16 protein-coding genes are annotated in these 16,249 nt (G+C 61.1%); 5 read left to right on the top strand and 11 right to left on the bottom strand.

The window, feature by feature from the left end; all coding sequences use genetic code 11:
* Window positions 1-85 precede the first annotated feature (85 nt).
* A complete protein-coding gene (locus AKG12_RS13780) occupies window positions 86-391 on the top strand; it encodes a DUF2249 domain-containing protein (protein WP_046800958.1) in 306 nt (101 codons plus the stop codon).
* A 78-nt stretch (window positions 392-469) separates the two neighbouring features.
* A complete protein-coding gene (locus tag AKG12_RS13775) occupies window positions 470-1,003 on the top strand; it encodes a DUF2249 domain-containing protein (protein WP_052819232.1) in 534 nt (177 codons plus the stop codon).
* A gap of 85 nt (window positions 1,004-1,088) precedes the next feature.
* Here the strand turns inward: AKG12_RS13775 and AKG12_RS13770 are convergent, their stop codons facing one another.
* On the bottom strand, window positions 1,089-2,321 hold the full coding sequence (locus AKG12_RS13770; protein ID WP_052819231.1) for an NnrS family protein: 1,233 nt from the start codon (window positions 2,319-2,321) through the stop codon (window positions 1,089-1,091).
* A gap of 236 nt (window positions 2,322-2,557) precedes the next feature.
* Between AKG12_RS13770 and nirK the strand changes: the two genes are divergently transcribed.
* The 3 genes from nirK (at window position 2,558) to AKG12_RS13755 (ending at window position 5,580) form a co-directional block, all read left to right on the top strand.
* A complete protein-coding gene (nirK, locus tag AKG12_RS13765; protein ID WP_052819230.1) occupies window positions 2,558-3,700 on the top strand; it encodes a copper-containing nitrite reductase in 1,143 nt (380 codons plus the stop codon).
* A 111-nt stretch (window positions 3,701-3,811) separates the two neighbouring features.
* The gene (locus tag AKG12_RS13760; RefSeq protein WP_052819229.1) at window positions 3,812-4,729 is read left to right on the top strand and encodes an SUMF1/EgtB/PvdO family nonheme iron enzyme; all 918 of its coding nucleotides are present in this window, start codon (window positions 3,812-3,814) and stop codon (window positions 4,727-4,729) included.
* A 149-nt stretch (window positions 4,730-4,878) separates the two neighbouring features.
* Complete coding sequence (locus AKG12_RS13755) at window positions 4,879-5,580, top strand: Crp/Fnr family transcriptional regulator (protein WP_046800962.1); 702 nt, start codon at window positions 4,879-4,881, stop codon at window positions 5,578-5,580.
* A 72-nt stretch (window positions 5,581-5,652) separates the two neighbouring features.
* Here the strand turns inward: AKG12_RS13755 and AKG12_RS13750 are convergent, their stop codons facing one another.
* From AKG12_RS13750 to AKG12_RS13705, 10 genes are all read right to left on the bottom strand, one after another.
* Window positions 5,653-6,048 (bottom strand): c-type cytochrome, encoded by a 396-nt coding sequence (locus AKG12_RS13750; RefSeq protein ID WP_052819306.1) that lies wholly within the window; start codon window positions 6,046-6,048, stop codon window positions 5,653-5,655.
* Window positions 6,049-6,118: 70 nt separating this feature from the next.
* Complete coding sequence (locus AKG12_RS13745) at window positions 6,119-6,679, bottom strand: gluconate 2-dehydrogenase subunit 3 family protein (protein WP_046800963.1); 561 nt, start codon at window positions 6,677-6,679, stop codon at window positions 6,119-6,121.
* On the bottom strand, window positions 6,679-8,364 hold the full coding sequence (locus tag AKG12_RS13740; RefSeq protein WP_052819228.1) for a GMC oxidoreductase: 1,686 nt from the start codon (window positions 8,362-8,364) through the stop codon (window positions 6,679-6,681). Before AKG12_RS13740 ends, AKG12_RS13745 begins: the two co-directional genes overlap by 1 nt.
* A 151-nt stretch (window positions 8,365-8,515) precedes the next feature.
* Window positions 8,516-9,370 carry a sugar phosphate isomerase/epimerase family protein gene (locus AKG12_RS13735; protein ID WP_052819227.1) on the bottom strand — a complete coding sequence of 285 codons (855 nt, stop codon included), beginning with the start codon at window positions 9,368-9,370 and terminating at the stop codon, window positions 8,516-8,518.
* 129 nt (window positions 9,371-9,499) lie between these two features.
* Window positions 9,500-10,669 carry a Gfo/Idh/MocA family protein gene (locus AKG12_RS13730; protein ID WP_052819305.1) on the bottom strand — a complete coding sequence of 390 codons (1,170 nt, stop codon included), beginning with the start codon at window positions 10,667-10,669 and terminating at the stop codon, window positions 9,500-9,502.
* Window positions 10,670-10,679: 10 nt separating this feature from the next.
* Complete coding sequence (locus AKG12_RS13725; RefSeq protein WP_052819226.1) at window positions 10,680-11,729, bottom strand: sugar phosphate isomerase/epimerase family protein; 1,050 nt, start codon at window positions 11,727-11,729, stop codon at window positions 10,680-10,682.
* Between the two features lie 33 nt (window positions 11,730-11,762).
* Window positions 11,763-12,785: a LacI family DNA-binding transcriptional regulator gene (locus AKG12_RS13720; RefSeq protein ID WP_052819225.1), complete on the bottom strand. Its 1,023-nt coding sequence runs from the start codon at window positions 12,783-12,785 to the stop codon at window positions 11,763-11,765.
* 3 nt (window positions 12,786-12,788) lie between these two features.
* Window positions 12,789-13,757, bottom strand: a complete 969-nt coding sequence (locus tag AKG12_RS13715) for an ABC transporter permease (RefSeq protein ID WP_052819224.1) — start codon at window positions 13,755-13,757, stop codon at window positions 12,789-12,791.
* Between the two features lies 1 nt (window position 13,758).
* On the bottom strand, window positions 13,759-14,703 hold the full coding sequence (locus AKG12_RS13710) for an ABC transporter permease (protein ID WP_052819223.1): 945 nt from the start codon (window positions 14,701-14,703) through the stop codon (window positions 13,759-13,761).
* Window positions 14,700-16,193 (bottom strand): sugar ABC transporter ATP-binding protein, encoded by a 1,494-nt coding sequence (locus tag AKG12_RS13705; RefSeq protein WP_052819222.1) that lies wholly within the window; start codon window positions 16,191-16,193, stop codon window positions 14,700-14,702. Before AKG12_RS13705 ends, AKG12_RS13710 begins: the two co-directional genes overlap by 4 nt.
* Between the last annotated feature and the right edge of the window lie 56 nt (window positions 16,194-16,249).

Raw genomic sequence — 16,249 nt, 5'->3', positions numbered from 1 at the left:
CAACGGCACGGCGGATAGGTTTTTCCAGTCCGCCGGCCGGCCGCACCGCCGGACATTTCAGTATTCGCGGCCATGGAGCCAGCCTATGTCCGAAGCCCAATCCGCAACCAATATCGATGTGCGCATCATTCCGCATCGCGAGCGCCATCCGCGCATTTTCGGTGCGCTCGGCGCGTTGACCGAGGGGCAATCGCTGCAGATCACCAGTGATCACGATCCCCGTCCGCTGCTTTACCAGCTGGCCACCAATTTCCCCGGCCAGTTCGGCTGGGAATATCTCGAACAGGGTCCGGAAGTCTGGCGTCTCGATATCGGCCGGCTGGAAGAACAGGCCGAAGGTTCCGAGGACGATATGTCCGGCTGCGAATGCTGCTGCGGATCCGAACATTGACCCCTGCCCCGGCGGTGTGGTGAAAAGACCTCTGGCGGACGGCCCATGCCGCCGCCAGCCGACAGATGAGGTGATGCAATGACGGAAATGATCAGGGAACTCGATGTCCGGCCGCTTTTGCTGAGCGGTGGCGAGCCCTTTCCGGCCATCATGGAAGCCGTGGCCGGGCTTGCTCCCGGTGAGGCGCTGCGCTTATACTCCACCTTCCGGCCCATCCCGCTGTTCAAGGTGATGGCCGAGCGCGGTTTCGACCATCAGGTCCGGGAAATCGGCGGCGGCGACTGGGAAGTGCTGTTCACGCCGCAATCCGCTGAAACCGAACAGATTTCCGTTTCGCCGGCGCTTGCGGGCAATGCCGAGGAGCCGCAGATATGGCCGGACCCGGTCATCTATCTCGACCTCAGCGACGAGACGGCCGAAGGCCAGGCGAGCCGTACGCTTACAGCGCTCGACCGTCTTCCGCCGGGCGCCGTGATCTTCGTGCTGATGCCGCAGGAGCCGACTTTTCTTTACCCGGAACTTTTGGCTCGGGGCCATCAATGGGCCGGCAATTTCGACGACGCTCGCACGGCGTTTCGCATCTTCATCCGCGCCGGCGCCGGCGCGCATTAAGCCAGATATCAAATCCCCGAAACCGAAACGCCCCGGAAATTACCTCCGGGGCGTTTCGTTTTTGGCAGTATCGCAAGCAAGCCTTCTAGGCTTTCAGCGGTTTGCGCTCGCGCATCAGGATAGGTCCGTATTCGATGCAGAAAAGACCGAAGCCCACGATCCAGAGAAACGCCGAGCAAGCATAAAGGTGCATCATCGCACCGGGGAAGAACTCGGCCGCCGGTCTCAAGAGCGCGCAGGCGATCAGCGCCACATAAGCGGCAATAGTGACCCTGCTGGCCGCGAGCTTGCGTCCGGTATGGCCAAGGCTCGCTCTCGTCATCACCGCAAGCATCATGCAGCCGATAACGCCGACGGTGAAGACATGCAGGACGGAGCGCGTGTCCATCACGTCAAGCGCCGCCAGCGCAATGGTGATGAAACCGACGGGAATGAAGGCATAGGCCACATGCAGCACCACCAGCACCTGCTCCGGCCATGTCGTCCAGCCACGCCAGCGGATCAGGCGCACCGCATGCATGAACGCGGCCAGAAGCGCCGTTGGCACTGCCATGATGCTCTCGGGTTCTATTGTCCAGACGGCCAGCGCCGCGATACCGGTCAGGATAGCGGCTGTATCGAAGCCGTTATAGGGCACGGGAAAATCCGTGCGGCCGAACCGGTTCAGCCAGTTGCGGGTGAAACTCGGCACGATGCGGCCGCCGACGATAATGACAAGCACGGTATAGGCCGAGACCGCAAGGCGGGTCGCGATCTGGCTATGATCGCCCCCAATCACCGCAACGTGGAATATGATGTTGGCGAGGGAAAGCGCCAGCAGCCCGCCCAGCACCTTCAGGTCTTTCCATTTGCGCCCGGCAATGACCTCGCGCGCGCAGATCGTGAGAAGCGCCGGCAGGAAAAGCCCGTCCACGGCTGCGGCGGTGACCACGCCCACCGTGTCCGGCACAAGCAGGAAAAGCCGGCCAGCACACCAGAGCGCAAACAGCCAGACCAGCGGTTTGCCCGATACCGGAAGTCGCCCCGTCCAGTTCGGCACAGCCGTCAAAAGAAAACCGGCCAGCACCGCCGAAGCGAAACCGAACAGCATCTCATGGGCATGCCAGTTCGGCGCACCATAGTCCCCGCCAATGTCGATGAAGCCGGAAAGGGCTGCGATCCACAACACCATCGCCACGATGGCCCAGATGGCGCCGCCGAGGAAAAACGGCCGGAAGCCGTAAGAAAAGATAACCGGGCCGGTGCGCCCCAGCCCTCTTGGAATGCCGCCCTTTGGCCGGCTGCGCCCTTCGGTGAGAACGGTTTCGCTGCCACTCATTATAATGCTCCTGGTTTGGTCTTGACATATGTCTAGACCCAAGCCCGTCCGGCTTCTTTGCGAACAGGCAAAGAGGAGGTGTGACGCCTCCGCAGCAGCCTTCAGCCGCCTGCCAAAATGTCGCAGGGTGCCGGAAGCGAAGTTTGCTCCATCTCAAATTGTATTTCCGTCCCTCCGCTACAAATGCTGTGACAGAGCGAAACATGCTCTGCCCCAAGAGGGATAGGAGAAAAATGATGACGGAAACCTTCCACATCACACGGCGTAATATTCTCGCAGGCGCAGCATTTGCAGGGGCTATAGCTCCCGTCATCATGCCATCGGCAGCGGGCGCGGCAGAGGAAAAGAAGGCCGCGGCAAAGCCATTGACGAGCGCGGAGATTGCAGCGCTACCTCGCGTAAAGGTTGACCTCGTCAAACCGCCCTTCGTGCACGCCCACACGCAGAAAGCCGAAGGCGGACCGAAGATCGTCGAGTTCACGCTCACGATCAAAGAGCAGAAGATGGTTCTCGACGACAAGGGCACCGAGGTCCACGCCATGACCTTCAACGGCTCGGTTCCCGGCCCGTTGATGGTGGTGCATCAGGACGACTATGTCGAGCTGACCCTCATCAACCCCGATACCAACGAGCTGCAGCACAATATCGATTTCCACTCGGCCACCGGCGCGCTCGGCGGCGGCGGGCTCACCATCGTCAACCCCGGTGAAAAGGCGATTCTGCGCTTCAAGGCCACCAAGGCCGGCGTCTTCGTCTATCACTGCGCACCTCCCGGCATGGTGCCGTGGCATGTTACCTCGGGCATGAATGGCGCGATCATGGTGCTGCCGCGTGAGGGCCTGACGGACGGCCACGGCAAGGAGCTTGTTTATGACAAGGTCTATTATGTCGGCGAGCAGGACTTCTACATCCCGCGCGACGAGAACGGCAATTTCAAGAAATATGAAAGCGCCGGCGACGCCATGGCCGACACGCTGGAGGTGATGCGCAAGCTGACGCCGACCCATATCGTCTTCAACGGCGCAGTCGGTGCCCTGACCGGGGAACATGCCCTTCAGGCCGCCGTTGGCGAGAAGGTGCTGATCGTCCATTCGCAGGCAAACCGTGATACCCGCCCGCATCTCATCGGCGGCCATGGCGACTATGTCTGGGCGACGGGCAAATTCCGCAACCCGCCGGATCTCGACCAGGAAACTTGGTTCATTCCCGGCGGCACGGCGGGCGCTGCCTTCTATACCTTCGAGCAGCCCGGCATCTACGCTTATGTCAACCACAACCTCATTGAGGCCTTCGAGCTGGGTGCAGCCGCTCACTTCAAGGTGACCGGTGAGTGGAACAACACCCTGATGCAGGCGGTGCTCGCCCCCTCGAGCATCTGACACAGACGGAAGCGCGCCGCCGACAACGGTCGCGGCGCGCTCCCCCTTCTGCTCTCCGCGGCCTGAAGGCAGGCCCGAACTTTGGCGTCTTCTCGACGCAGGCAGGTTCCCATGGGCATTCCCGGCAACAGCCACTTTCCAAATGCCGTCTCGCTTCTTTTGCCGCTCTCTATTGCAACGCTGCTGGCAACGGCCATCGGTTTCCAGTCCGGGATCATCCGCAGCGGCGCTGATGACCGCGCGGCCTTGACGGCACCGCAGGTCGTCACCGTGCCCGCCGGACATTTCACATACCGGGCGGAGGGCGAATATTTCCGCAATGGTTATGCCGTCGATGGACCGATGGTCGACGTGGCGATGCAGCAAAATCTGACGATCATGAAATATCAGGTATCGAGCGCGGATTATGCGCGCTGCGTGGCGGAGGGCGGCTGCCAGCAGCCGGAACCCGGCTTTGCGGCTCCGGTCGGCGGCGAAATACCGGCAACCGGCATCAGCCAGGACGACGCCCGCGCCTATGCAAAGTGGCTAAGTGAGCGGACAGGCGCTGTCTGGCGCCTGCCGAGCGACGCTGAACTCGCCTTTGCCGCCGGGTCGCTTTTCCCGGACGAGACACTCGGTGTCGCCGCGGACAGTGAAAACCCGGCTTTACGCTGGCTGGCCGATTATGAACGGCAGACCAGTCGCAAGGCCTCTGGCAATCCCGTTCCGCAATCCTATGGCAGCTTCGGCGAAAACGAATATGGACTTGCCGATTTCGGTGGCAATGTCTGGGAATGGACCTCGAGCTGCAGCCACCGTGTGACACTTGGCAAGGATGGTGAGGCGATCGATAGCGTCGCCTCCTGCGGCATTCCCGTCGCCTCGGGCAAACACCGGGCGGCGATGAGCGCCTTCGTCAAAAACCCCAAAAGCGGCGGATGTGCCGTCGGCGTGCCGCCTGATAATCTCGGGTTCAGGCTCGTGAGAGACACACGCTGGTACGCGCCGCTTCTCGAAAAGCTTCGCGCCACTACCCTGTTTTCTTGACAATCATCAATTAAAACAAGTGCTTGATTCATATCATTTGATCTTCTGCCGCCGGTGATAGTGCTGTATGCTGACAATACAGAAAAGGCCGTTCCTCGATTGCCGATGCAATCACCTTGAGGATCGTCCGATCACCGGAGAGGGTGCAAGTGAAGATTGACCGAAGCGTCATCCGGTCGCTGGCCTTGTTTGCCAAGATGGCCGACGATGAGCTGGACGGACTGCTGACCCACGCCACATCCCGGCTGGTGCCGCCGGGCGAAGCCATTTTCGAGCAGGGCCAATCAGCCACGCATTTCTTCCTGCTCATCCACGGCCGCCTGAAGGTGACCCAGGTGACCCATGATGGCCAGCAGATCATCGTGCGCATGGTGCATCCCGGTGATCTCTTCGGTTTCGCAAGAGCACTGCAACGGTCCGATTATCCCGGCACAGCCACCACGGCTGCCGAAAGCGTGATCCTGTCGTGGCAAACGGACCTCTGGCCGCAATTCGTCGAACAGAACCCGCATCTTGCCGTCTCCGCCATGCAGACCATCGGCCAGCGTCTCGAGGAAGCCCATACGCGCATCCGCGAAATGTCGACGCAGGAAGTGGAGCGCCGGGTGGCTCATGCCGTGCTGCGCCTTTCGCAGCAGGCCGGACGCAAGGAGGAAGACGGCATCCGTATCGATTTCCCGATCTCGCGGCAGGATATCGCCGAGATGACCGGCACGACGCTGCACACGGTCTCACGCATTCTCAGCAGCTGGGAAACCAAGGGGTTGGTGCAGGGAGGACGGCAGAAGCTTCTCGTCTGCAATCTGCCGGGCCTTGCCCAGCTGGCGGAAGGCGAAGCAAGCCAGGTATAGCGCGCAGGGGCCTGCCGCCATGCGTCTGGCCTTCGCCAAGAGCCGCGCCTCGAGCAGGTAGTCCCGCCGCCCTCACTCAACCGGCTTCGAAGCCGCGCTTTCGATATAGGCGATGAGATTGTCCAGATCTTCCGGCTTGCTGATGCCGTCCAGCGCCATCTTGTTTCCGGGTATTTTCTTTTTCGGCGCGCTCAGGAAATCCCGCAATTCTTCCGGTGTCCAGACGAGACCGTCCTCGCCCGCTTTTTTCATCGCGCTCGAATAATTATAGTCGGGCACGCCGCCCGCTGCGCGGCCAATGATGCCGTTAAGCTGCGGGCCAACCCGGTTTTTCGCGCCCTCGCCAATGGCGTGGCAGGCGGAACAGCGCTTGAAGACTGCCTCTCCCTTGGCAACATCGCCCTCCGAGAGCGCGGGAATGGCGCTTGCGGTCAGCATTGCCGTCGCGATGATTATTGTATTGCGCATCGTGTCATCCTTGTCTTGCCGCATAAATACGGCCCGCCCGTAAAAGCGGACGGGCCGGAGGTTGCTCTGTTCAGGTCGTGCCCCACGCGGGCGTGCCCTTCTTGTAAGGAACGCGGTCTTCGAAACCGCCGGGAATTTCGTCATAAACGAGAACTTCCGTTGCGCCGATCTTCGAGGTGAAGAAACCGAGCAGCGTCAGCTGTTTGACCAGCGTGAAGGCGTGCGGTTTTGCCGGTGTCTGTTCCGCCTTCGCCTGCTTGTCCAGCGTGGCAAGCAACGCCTGCCGCTGTTCTGGCGTCAAATCCGCAAAAGCCTTTTTGTGTTCGGCCTGACTGCGCTTTTCGATTTCGGGGATCGCCGAAAGGAAAAGTGCCCGCTGCTCGTCGGTATAACAATCTGCCGCGTAAACCGCCATGAATGCGCCGACAGCGGCATCCTTCGCACCAGGCGTGGAGGTGCGGGGAATGATGGTTTCCGCCACCTCATCCAGAAACCGGATATCCTCCGGGCTGAACACATGGCTGCCGCCGGCTGGCTTTGCGGCATTCTCCGCAGCAGTCAACACATCCGCGCCGATCAGTGGAAGGCCAGTGGCGATGGCTATCAGTTTCAGCAGTTCGCGTCTGTTCATCACAGGTTCCCCTTCTTCAGTTCGGAGACGGCAAAATCAGCCGCACGCGCCGTCAGCGCCATATAGGTCAAGGACGGGTTGACGCAGGAGGCCGAGGTCATGCAGGCGCCGTCAGTGACAAAGACGTTGGGTGCATCCCAGACCTGGTTGTTGCCGTTGAGGACGGAGGTTTTCGGGTCGCGCCCCATACGGGCCGTTCCCATTTCGTGGATGCCCATGCCCGGCGCATAGCTGCCCCTGGAGGGTTTGACATTCTTGATGCCGACCGCCTCGAACATCTCGACGGCGTCATTGACCATGTCTTCGCGCATGTCGAGTTCGTTCTGCTTCATCTCGACATTCATCGACAGGACCGGCAGGCCCCATTTGTCCTTTTTCTCATGATCCAGTTTCACGCGGTTCTCATGATAGGGCAGCATTTCGCCGAAGGCGGTCATGCCGATGGTCCAGCCGCCCGGCTCGGTCAGCGCCTCCTTGTAATCGGCACCGATATTCAGTTCGGCGATCTCCCGCTCCCAGCGCGAACGGCTGGCGGAGCCCTGATAACCGAAACCGCGCAGGTATTTGCGCTTGTCGTCGCCGGTGTTGCGGAAACGCGGAATGTAGAAGCCCGCCGGGCGGCGGCCCTTGAAATAGAAGTCCTCGAAACCTTCCACCTGGCCGGTGGCGCCCATGCGGAAATGGTGGTCCATCACGTTATGGCCGAGTTCGCCGGAGCTGCTGCCGAGGCCGCCTTCCCAGACATCGTTGGCCGAATTCATCAGCACCCAGGTCGAGTTCAGCGTCGAGGCGTTGAGGAAGATGATGTCGGCGGTGTATTCATAGGTCAGGTTGGTTTCTGCATCGATGATCTCAACACCGCGCGCCTTCTTCGTGTCCTTGTCGTAGAGGATTTCCTTGACGATGGAGAAAGGCCGAAGGGTGAGATTGCCGGTAGCGACCGCCGCAGGCAGGGTCGATGCCTGCGTGCTGAAATAGCCGCCGAAGGGACAGCCCAGCCGACACTTGTTGCGGAACTGACAGCGCGTGCGTTCCTGATCCGGAAGTTCCTGGGTAATGTTGGCGCAGCGCGAATTGATGAGATGGCGCGTGCCCTTGAAAGCCTTCTTCAGCCGGCTGGCCACGTCCTGTTCCACGAAATTGAGCGGAATGGGCGGCAGGAATTCGCCATCTGGAAGAATATCCAGCCCCTCGCGGCTGCCGGAAATGCCGGCAAAACGTTCGACATAGTCATACCAGGGAGAGACGTCTTCATAGCGGATCGGCCAGTCGACGGCGATGCCGTCTTTCGCATTGGCCTCGAAATCGGTCTGCGACCAGCGATAGGTCTGGCGGCCCCAGAGCAGCGAGCGGCCGCCGACATGATAGCCACGGAACCAGTCGAAACGTTTTTCCTCGACATAGGGCGTTTCCTGCTCATCGGCCCACATGCCGAGCGTCGCCTCTTCCAGCAGGTAATCGCGGCTGAGAACGGGGTATTTCGCCTTCATCTCCTGCGTGGCGCGGTTGCGGTGGGGATAATCCCAGGCTTCCTTGTCGGCATTCTGATAGTCGGTGACGTGCTCGATGTTACGGCCGCGCTCCAGCATCAGGACCTTCAGGCCCTTTTGCGTGAGTTCCTTTGCGGCCCAGCCTCCACTGATACCCGAGCCGACAACAATCGCATCATAATGATTGTCTGCCATGATAATTCCTCCGATGTGTACTTGGAAAAACAACGACGAGACGAAGCGCTTCCCGTCGCGGTGCGGCGGAAACTGGTCATGCGTCTGTCGAACCTCATGCGCCCCGGCGAAACCGGCCGCCGGGGAGCGGTTCTGGTTTTACTGGCAGTGATTACTGAAGGGTCGGCAGGCGTTCGTTGAGGAACGCGTTGCCCTTGGTCACGACAGCTTCGGCATCGAGCGGAAGGTCGTGTTCAAGGATGAACCACTTGACGCCGGCCTGCTTGGCCGCCGGCAGAATTGCCTTCCAGTCGAGAACGCCGGTGCCGAGTGTGGCAAAGCCTCGCTCGTTTTCCGCCGTGCCGGCCGGTGCATTGTCCTTGGCGTGGATGGCAAAAACCTTGCCCTTCAATGTGCCGAGAAACTGGGCGGGATCATTGCCGCTGCGCGCCACCCAGGCGACATCGAGTTCGCTCTGCAGCTTGGGGCCGGCCGCATCAAGCAGCAGCTCAAGCGCCGTCTTGCCGTCGAACTTGACCATTTCAAAATCATGATTGTGATAGGCCATGGAAAGGCCCGCCGCGGAAAGCTTGTCCGCGTAACCACCAAGTTCCTTGCCGAAGGCGGTCCAGCCTGCGGCATCCTTCGGCCGGTCTTCGGGCTTCAGGAACGGCACGGTCACGACCGGATTGCCGACGGCTTTCTGCTCGGTGATGACCTCATCGAGGTTGCCGCGCAGCTTGTCGATCGGCACATGCGAGGAAATGACCTTGATCTTGTGCTTTTCCAGCAGCGCGTTCAGTTCGCTGGCGCTGACCTTCTGCATATCCACCGTTTCCACGGCCGAAACGCCCGCGCGGTTGAGGATGGCAAGCTGCTCCTCAAGTGTTCCCGCATTACGCAATGTGTACATCTGCGCGGCAATCGGCAGCGTCTTGCTGTCTTGCGCCAGAACCGGGTTTGCGATGCCGGCCGCCAATGCGACAACGACTGCCATGCTTGCGAATTTTGACTTGAACGTTTTCAAACGCGTAACTCCCTTTCCGTTTGATCAATGTGACGACACGTGTGCCCACGCCTTTCCGGGCCTTCTGGCCGGGTTATGCCGGGCACCACCTCCTGTGCCCTGCGTCGTCAGTCCCCGATATCCAGTGGTCTAGATGTCGATCCCGACCCAGGACGAGGTCCGGCTGGACCGAACGGCCGCATCGATGAATGCGAGACCCGCAAGGCCGTCCTCTATGCCGGGGTAAATCACCTCCCCGGCAGCTGTCTTTCTCTCCCTTTTTGCGATGATTGCGTCTGCGGCTTCGCGGTAAATCGTCGCAAAACCCTCGAGATATCCTTCCGGGTGCCCTGACGGCACGCGGCTGACACGGTTGGCGGCCGCACCGGCACCCGCACCGTTGCGGGTGATAAGCCGCTTCGGCTCCCCGTAAGGCGTAAACCACAGCTCGTCTGGCACCCTGTGGTGCCATTCAAGCCCGCCCTTGTCGCCATAGACCCTGAGCGACAGCGCATTTTCATTGCCGACCGCGATCTGGCTCGCCCAGAGCATGCCTTTTGCGCCGCTTGCATAGCGCAGCAGAATATTGGCGCTGTCATCCAACTGCCGGCCCGGAACGAAAGAGGTCAGATCGGCATAAAGGCTCGCGGGGATTTCGCCCGTCACAAAGGCCGCGGCGTTGAAAGCGTGCGTGCCGATATCGCCGATTGCGCCGCCAGCGCCGGAACGGCTGGGGTCGGTGCGCCATTCCGCGCCCTTGGCACCGGTCTTTTCAACCGCTTCGGTCAGCCAGTCCTGCGCATATTCGGCCTGAACGTGGCGCAGCTTGCCGATGGAGCCATCAGCGATCATCTCGCGCATCTGCCGCAGCATCGCATAGCCGGTGTAATTATGCGTCAGAACGAACAGGCTGTCGGATGCCCTGACGATCTCGGCCAGTGCCTTCGCTTCCTCCAGCGTCGCGGTAACCGGCTTGTCGCAGATGACGTGGATGCCGGCTTCGAGAAAGGCCTTGGACGGGGCGAAATGCAGATGGTTTGGCGTGACGATGGCGACTGCCTCGACGCCATCTTCCCGGCCGGCTTCGGCCGCTGCCATTTCCTCGAACGAGGCGTAGGAACGCTCCGGTGCAATGCCGAGCAGGGTTGCCGAAGCGGCAGCACGCGCAGCATCGGAAGAAAGCGCGCCGGCCACCAGTTCGTAGCGGTCATCCAGCCGGGCCGCGATGCGATGCACGGCACCAATAAAGGCGCCCTGACCACCACCGACCATGCCGAGACGGATGCGGCGGCTGTTAAATTTTGCTGTTGTGGAGGACATGATGTTCCTTTCAGAGACCGAGAAGGCGGCGGTTGGCGGCATCATCGACACCGCTTTTGGCGAAATCGTCGAAGGCCCGCTCGGTCACGCGGATGATGTGGTTTTCAATGAAGCCAGCGCCTTCGCGCGCGCCGTCTTCCGGATGTTTCAACGCGCATTCCCACTCCAGCACCGCCCAGCCGTCGAAATCATATTGGGTGAGCTTGGAAAACACCGCGCCGAAATCGACATGCCCGTCGCCCAGCGAGCGGAAACGTCCCGGCCGGTCGACCCAGCTTTGATAACCGCCATAAACGCCGGAACGGCCGGTCGGATTGAACTCGGCATCCTTGACGTGAAAGGCGCGGATGCGCTCGTGGTAAATGTCGATGAAATCGAGATAGTCCATCGCCTGAAGGACGAAGTGGGAGGGATCGTAGAGGATGTTGGCGCGCGAGTGATTGCCGGTGACCTCGAGAAAGCGCTCGAAAGTCACGCCGTCATGCAGGTCCTCGCCCGGATGCAACTCGTAGCAGAGATCGACGCCATTCTCCTCGAAGGCATCGAGAATAGGTGTCCAGCGCTTGCCAAGTTCGGCAAAGGCCATTTCGACAAGACCGGCCGGGCGCTGCGGCCATGGGTAAACGAAGGGCCAGGCGAGTGCGCCGGAGAAGGTGGCGTGGCTTTTGAGACCGAGATGCTGCGAGGCTTTCGCCGCATATTTCAGCTGGTTGACCGCCCATTCCTGCCTCGCCCTGGGTTTTCCACGCAGTTCGGCGGGTGCAAAACCGTCGAACATTTCGTCATAGGCCGGGTGAACGGCGACGAGCTGGCCCTGAATATGGGTCGAAAGCTCGGTGATCTCGATACCCATCTCGGAAAGCCGGCCCTTGATGTCGTCGCAATAGGTCTTGGACGCAGCGGCTTTCTCAAGATCGAAGAGTTTGGGATCGGTCGGCACCTGGATGCCCTTGTAACCGAGGGAAGCCGCCCATTGGCCGAGATTGTCGAGCGTGTCGAAGGGCGCTTTGTCCCCGACAAATTGCGCGAGGAAAATCGCCGGGCCTTTGATCGTCTTCATGTCCTTACACTCCTTGCATTCACAGTCTGGCCGCTACCGATGCGGCGGGCGGCAGGGCGCGACCGAGCCGCGCACCACCAGTTCCGTATCCAGCACGATGGTTTCGGCCGTGCGTTTGCCGTTCAGCCGGTCCACCATCAGCGCCATGGCCCTGCGACCCATTTCCTGGCGGGGCTGGCGCACCGTCGTCAGCGGCGGTTCGAAAGCATTGGCAAAAATGATATCGTCGAAGCCGATGACGGAGACATCGGCCGGAACCGAAACGCCACGCGCACGCAATTCGCTGATCGCACCAATCGCCATCTGGTCGCTCGAGGCGAAAATCGCGGTGAAGGCAATGCCGCCTTCGAGAAGGCTGCCAATTGCCTGACGGCCGGCCTCGATGCTGTAGTCGCCCGTCACCACCAGTTCGTCGGCGTAAGTGATGCCGGCTTCGGCAAGTGCCGCGCGATAGCCATCGAAACGCTCCTGCGCCAGACTTTCCGGGACCGGACCGGCCAGATGCACGATCCTTTGATGTCCCGCCTCGATGAGGTGGCGCATGGCGTTTTTGGAGGCGGCGCGGTTGTCCACCTTGACGGTCGGCAGCGCGAGGCCGGGCACCGTTTCCGACGCGATCACGATCGGCGGCAGCGCGTCGCCCTGATCGAGAAGCTCGGCGGGAAACTGTCCGGTCATCAGGATAAGGCCGTCGGCATGTTTCTGGCGAACCATATCGATGTGGGTCGCCACGCGGTTCTCGTCGTTGCGGGCATCGCCCATCAGCACCTTGAAGCCCGCTTCGCCCGCCGCTTCCTCAACACCCTTGTAGATTTCGAGATAAAACGGGTTGCCGATATCGCGAACGAGAAGGATGACGGTGTTGTTGGATTGACGCCGGAAGCTTGCCGCCTGCGCATTGGGGACGAAGTTGGCCTGCCGCACGGCGTCGAAAACCTTCTTCCGGGTTTCCGGGCGAACCTTGTCGGGTTGCTGCAGCGCCCGCGATACGGTCGCGATGGAAACGCCCGCGAGAGCTGCCACTTCCCTGATATTCGAACCTTGGTCTTTGCTCATCTGTCACACACGCAACTGCTTTTGGCGGCCATAAAGCAGCATCAGCGCTAGCAACGTGACACCGAATATGATCTGCCGTGCCCATACATCGAGGTTGAGCGTTATCAGTACGCTTTGCAGAATGGTGAGCGCAACCGCCCCGGCCATGGTTCCGACATATCCGCCCGCACCGCCGGCAAGCGAAGTGCCGCCGATGACGACTGCGATGATCGACGGAAGCACATATTGGTCACCGACGGAGATGAAGGAGGTGCCGGTGTAACCGATCACGCAGACGCCGGTCAGCCCGGCAAACAGACCGGAGAGGCCATAAAGCAGCGTACGGATCAGCGACACGGGCAAACCGGTGAGCGTCGCCGCCCGCTCGTTCGAGCCGATGGCGTAAATGGCGAAGCCGAACGCCGTGCGGCGCAGCACGAACAGCATGATCGCGGCAATGCCCAGCCAGACGAAAAGCACGCCGGGGATGCCGAAAATGAGCGGGCGGTTGATGAAGCCCGCCAGCAGCGGTGCGGCAGCACCGGAGGGAACGCCCTGCGAATAAACGACCAACCCGCCCTGGATCACCGCCGTCATGCCAAGCGTCATGACCAGTGGCGGAATGCGCACGAAGGTGATGCCGAGACCGTTGATGAGACCGATCAGGAAGGGAATGCCGCCTGCAACGAGAATGGCGAGCGGAATGCCCGCATTCTGGCCGTTCATCATGTTGCCGGCAAGGACCGCGCCAAGCGAGATCATCGCGCCGACGGAAAGATCGATACCTTCGCGTCCACCGAGGATGACGAGGTTCTGGCCCGCCGCGACGATGCCGAGAATGGCGGCAATCGTCAGCAGCCGCACGATCTGCGAGCCTTGCGCGAAGCCGGGGGACAGCAATTCGCCGACCAGAAGCAGGAAGACCGATGCACCAATGGCGATGGTCAGGGGATCGGTGACGATAGATTTGAGTTGCAAGCCGGGATTGGTCATATCAACGCCTCGTCACCAGAACACCGCCGGCCAGCGCCGTCAGCACGATCAAACCCTGCACCAGTGTCTGGTACTCGAAAGGCAGGCCCGCAAAAAAAATCACATTACCGATCATGCCGAGCACCAGCGCGCCGGCAATCGACCCTGTCGAGCTGCCGAAGCCGCCCGAAAGTGCGGTGCCGCCCAAAACCACGGCCGAGATGGAGGACAACGCCAGACTTGCGCCCAGCAACGGGTCGCCAGAAGCGGTCTCTCCCGTCAGGCACAGCGCCGCAAGCGCCGAAAACAGACCGGAGATCATATATGCGCCGATACGGATGCCCGAGAGGCGCAGACCCGTCTGGAAGGCACCGGTGCGATTGCCGCCAACGGCCAGCAGGTGCGTGTGAAACGGAATACGCGACACGATGAGGGTGAAGGCGATGCCCCCAATCAGCACCCACAGCACGAAGGGCAAGCCGATGAAGCTGCCGGAATAGGTTTGCCAATAGGCTTCCGGCACCGGAAGACCGGCCTGCGGTAGCACCCAGATCGCCAGCCCGGCGAAGATGATGCCGGTTGCGAAGGTGGTGACGATTGGCTGGAAGCGCAGGCCGGATATGAAGAGGCCATTGACCAGTCCGCAGAGCAGCCCGACGGCCACACCCGCCGCCATGCCGGCGAAGACGGCCCCCGTCGTGCCGCCAAGTGCTGCGATGACACTGACGGTGGCGACATTGGCGAGCGCCACGATGCTGCCGACCGACAGATCGATATCGCCCGCCAGAATGACATAGGTCTGGCCGATGGCGATCAGGATCAGCGGCAGAAACGTCGTCAGGTTCGATTGCAGCACGGAGGGCTGAACGAAGGAGGGTTGCAGAAACGTGTTCACGGCGATGAGAAGCGCCAGTACGACGAGGGTGATGACCCATGGCTGTCTGCGCAGAAAACCGGAGGCGCTCATGCGGCATCTCCATAGGCGGCGCGGGTCATGTTTACGGATGTCATGTCGGCTCCGGTCAGTTCCGCAGAAATGCGTCCACCGTTGAACACAAGAATGCGGTCGGCATATTCGAGGATTTCCGCATCTTCAGAGGAATAAAGAAGGATGGTCGCGCCGGCATCGGCCTGCTGGCGCATCAGGGCGAAGAGATCCGCCTTCGCGCCAAGATCGATGCCCTTGGTCGGATCGTCGAGCAGCAGCAGCTTCGGTGCGGTGGCGAGCCAGCGGGAGATAAAGATTTTCTGCTGGTTGCCGCCCGATAGCGTGCCTATCGGCATATCCAGGCCGGCGAACTTCGTCTTCATATCGTCCGCGACCTTCTGCACGCGCGGCTTCAGCGTCGCGGGACGGACCAGCCGCATCTTTTCGCGCACCATCAGCGCCGCAACGAGATTTTCGAAGATCGACCGGCCCTGAAGGGACGCGTCACGGCCACGGTCGCCAGAGACATAGGCAAAGCCGCTATGAACCGCCTGCGAAGGTTTGCCGATGGTGATTTCACGGCCCTCAAACCGGATTTGTCCGGCTGCAAATGGGTTGGCACCGAAAAGACCCTTCAGCAAGGCCGACTGGCCCTGACCCTGCAGGCCGGCCAGACCGACGATTTCGCCCGGATAGGCTTCGAGAGTGACACCGCGAACGCCCTCACCCGCCACATCCGCCAGCTTCAGGCTCGGTGCAGCAGCCGAACGCCCTTTCTGACGGGCAGGAGCGGCCCGAACATCGCCAACCATGTCATGCACCACAGCTTCGCGCGTGGTTGCCGCCGTATCGAGTTCGGAAATCGTCGCGCCGTTCCGCATGACGGTGATGCGGTCGCAGACGGAGAAAACCTCGTCGAGACGGTGGGAAATCATGATGGTGGAGACACCGTCGGCCTTCTTGGCCCGGAGTATCTCAAAAAAGCGCTGGGACTGGCGGCCATCGAGCGCCGCTGTCGCCTCGTCCATGATCATCAGGCTGGCGTTCTGGGCGAAGACCTTGAGGATTTCGACGAGCTGCCGCTGATCCGGCGGCAGATTGCCGACGATCGCATCCGGCTCCAGCCCTTCGCCAGCCACGCCGTCAAACAGCGCGATCAGTCTCGCCGCTTCGGCCTTCAGCGTCTTGCCGTCGACAAAGACGCCGCGTTTCGGCTCGCGCCCGAGGAAAATATTGTCGGCGACGGAAAGCTGCGGAATAAGGCTGAGTTCCTGATAAAACAGCGCAATACCGGCATTTTCGGCGTCCCGCGGGCTTTTGAATCGCACGTTTTCGCCGTTGAACCTGATGGTACCGCTGGTTGGAGCCACCGCACCCGCAACGATCTTGCAGAGCGTGCTCTTGCCGCAGCCATTGGCGCCCAGCAATGCGTGAATTTCACCGCGACCAACTGTCAGCCTGCCGTCGGAAAGCGCGCGAACCGCGCCAAAATTCTTCGTTATGCCGGCCGCTTCCAGAGCGTTCGCCATCGCATGTCCCCGAATTGTGCTTGTCACAGGCGGCCGGCCAAGGCCCGGTCCGCACT

Source organism: Agrobacterium sp. SUL3 (genome assembly GCF_001263295.1).
Lineage (GTDB): Bacteria > Pseudomonadota > Alphaproteobacteria > Rhizobiales > Rhizobiaceae > Agrobacterium > Agrobacterium tomkonis.
Note: the sequence above shows the minus strand (reverse complement) of the source record. Positions and strands in the feature narration are given on the sequence as shown.

Bases quoted from the DNA above. Each gene is read 5' to 3' on its own strand.
- nirK (WP_052819230.1), top strand. From the start codon at position 2,558: ATGACGGAAACCTTCCACATCACACGGCGTAATATTCTCGCAGGCGCA.
- AKG12_RS13725 (WP_052819226.1), bottom strand. From the start codon at position 11,729: ATGAAGACGATCAAAGGCCCGGCGATTTTCCTCGCGCAATTTGTCGGG.
- AKG12_RS13775 (WP_052819232.1), top strand. From the start codon at position 470: ATGACGGAAATGATCAGGGAACTCGATGTCCGGCCGCTTTTGCTGAGC.
- AKG12_RS13715 (WP_052819224.1), bottom strand. From the start codon at position 13,757: ATGACCAATCCCGGCTTGCAACTCAAATCTATCGTCACCGATCCCCTG.
- AKG12_RS13730 (WP_052819305.1), bottom strand. From the start codon at position 10,669: ATGTCCTCCACAACAGCAAAATTTAACAGCCGCCGCATCCGTCTCGGC.
- AKG12_RS13780 (WP_046800958.1), top strand. From the start codon at position 86: ATGTCCGAAGCCCAATCCGCAACCAATATCGATGTGCGCATCATTCCG.
- AKG12_RS13705 (WP_052819222.1), bottom strand. From the start codon at position 16,193: ATGGCGAACGCTCTGGAAGCGGCCGGCATAACGAAGAATTTTGGCGCG.
- AKG12_RS13720 (WP_052819225.1), bottom strand. From the start codon at position 12,785: ATGAGCAAAGACCAAGGTTCGAATATCAGGGAAGTGGCAGCTCTCGCG.
- AKG12_RS13710 (WP_052819223.1), bottom strand. From the start codon at position 14,703: ATGAGCGCCTCCGGTTTTCTGCGCAGACAGCCATGGGTCATCACCCTC.
- AKG12_RS13740 (WP_052819228.1), bottom strand. From the start codon at position 8,364: ATGGCAGACAATCATTATGATGCGATTGTTGTCGGCTCGGGTATCAGT.
- AKG12_RS13770 (WP_052819231.1), bottom strand. From the start codon at position 2,321: ATGAGTGGCAGCGAAACCGTTCTCACCGAAGGGCGCAGCCGGCCAAAG.
- AKG12_RS13750 (WP_052819306.1), bottom strand. From the start codon at position 6,048: ATGCGCAATACAATAATCATCGCGACGGCAATGCTGACCGCAAGCGCC.
- AKG12_RS13760 (WP_052819229.1), top strand. From the start codon at position 3,812: ATGGGCATTCCCGGCAACAGCCACTTTCCAAATGCCGTCTCGCTTCTT.
- AKG12_RS13745 (WP_046800963.1), bottom strand. From the start codon at position 6,679: ATGAACAGACGCGAACTGCTGAAACTGATAGCCATCGCCACTGGCCTT.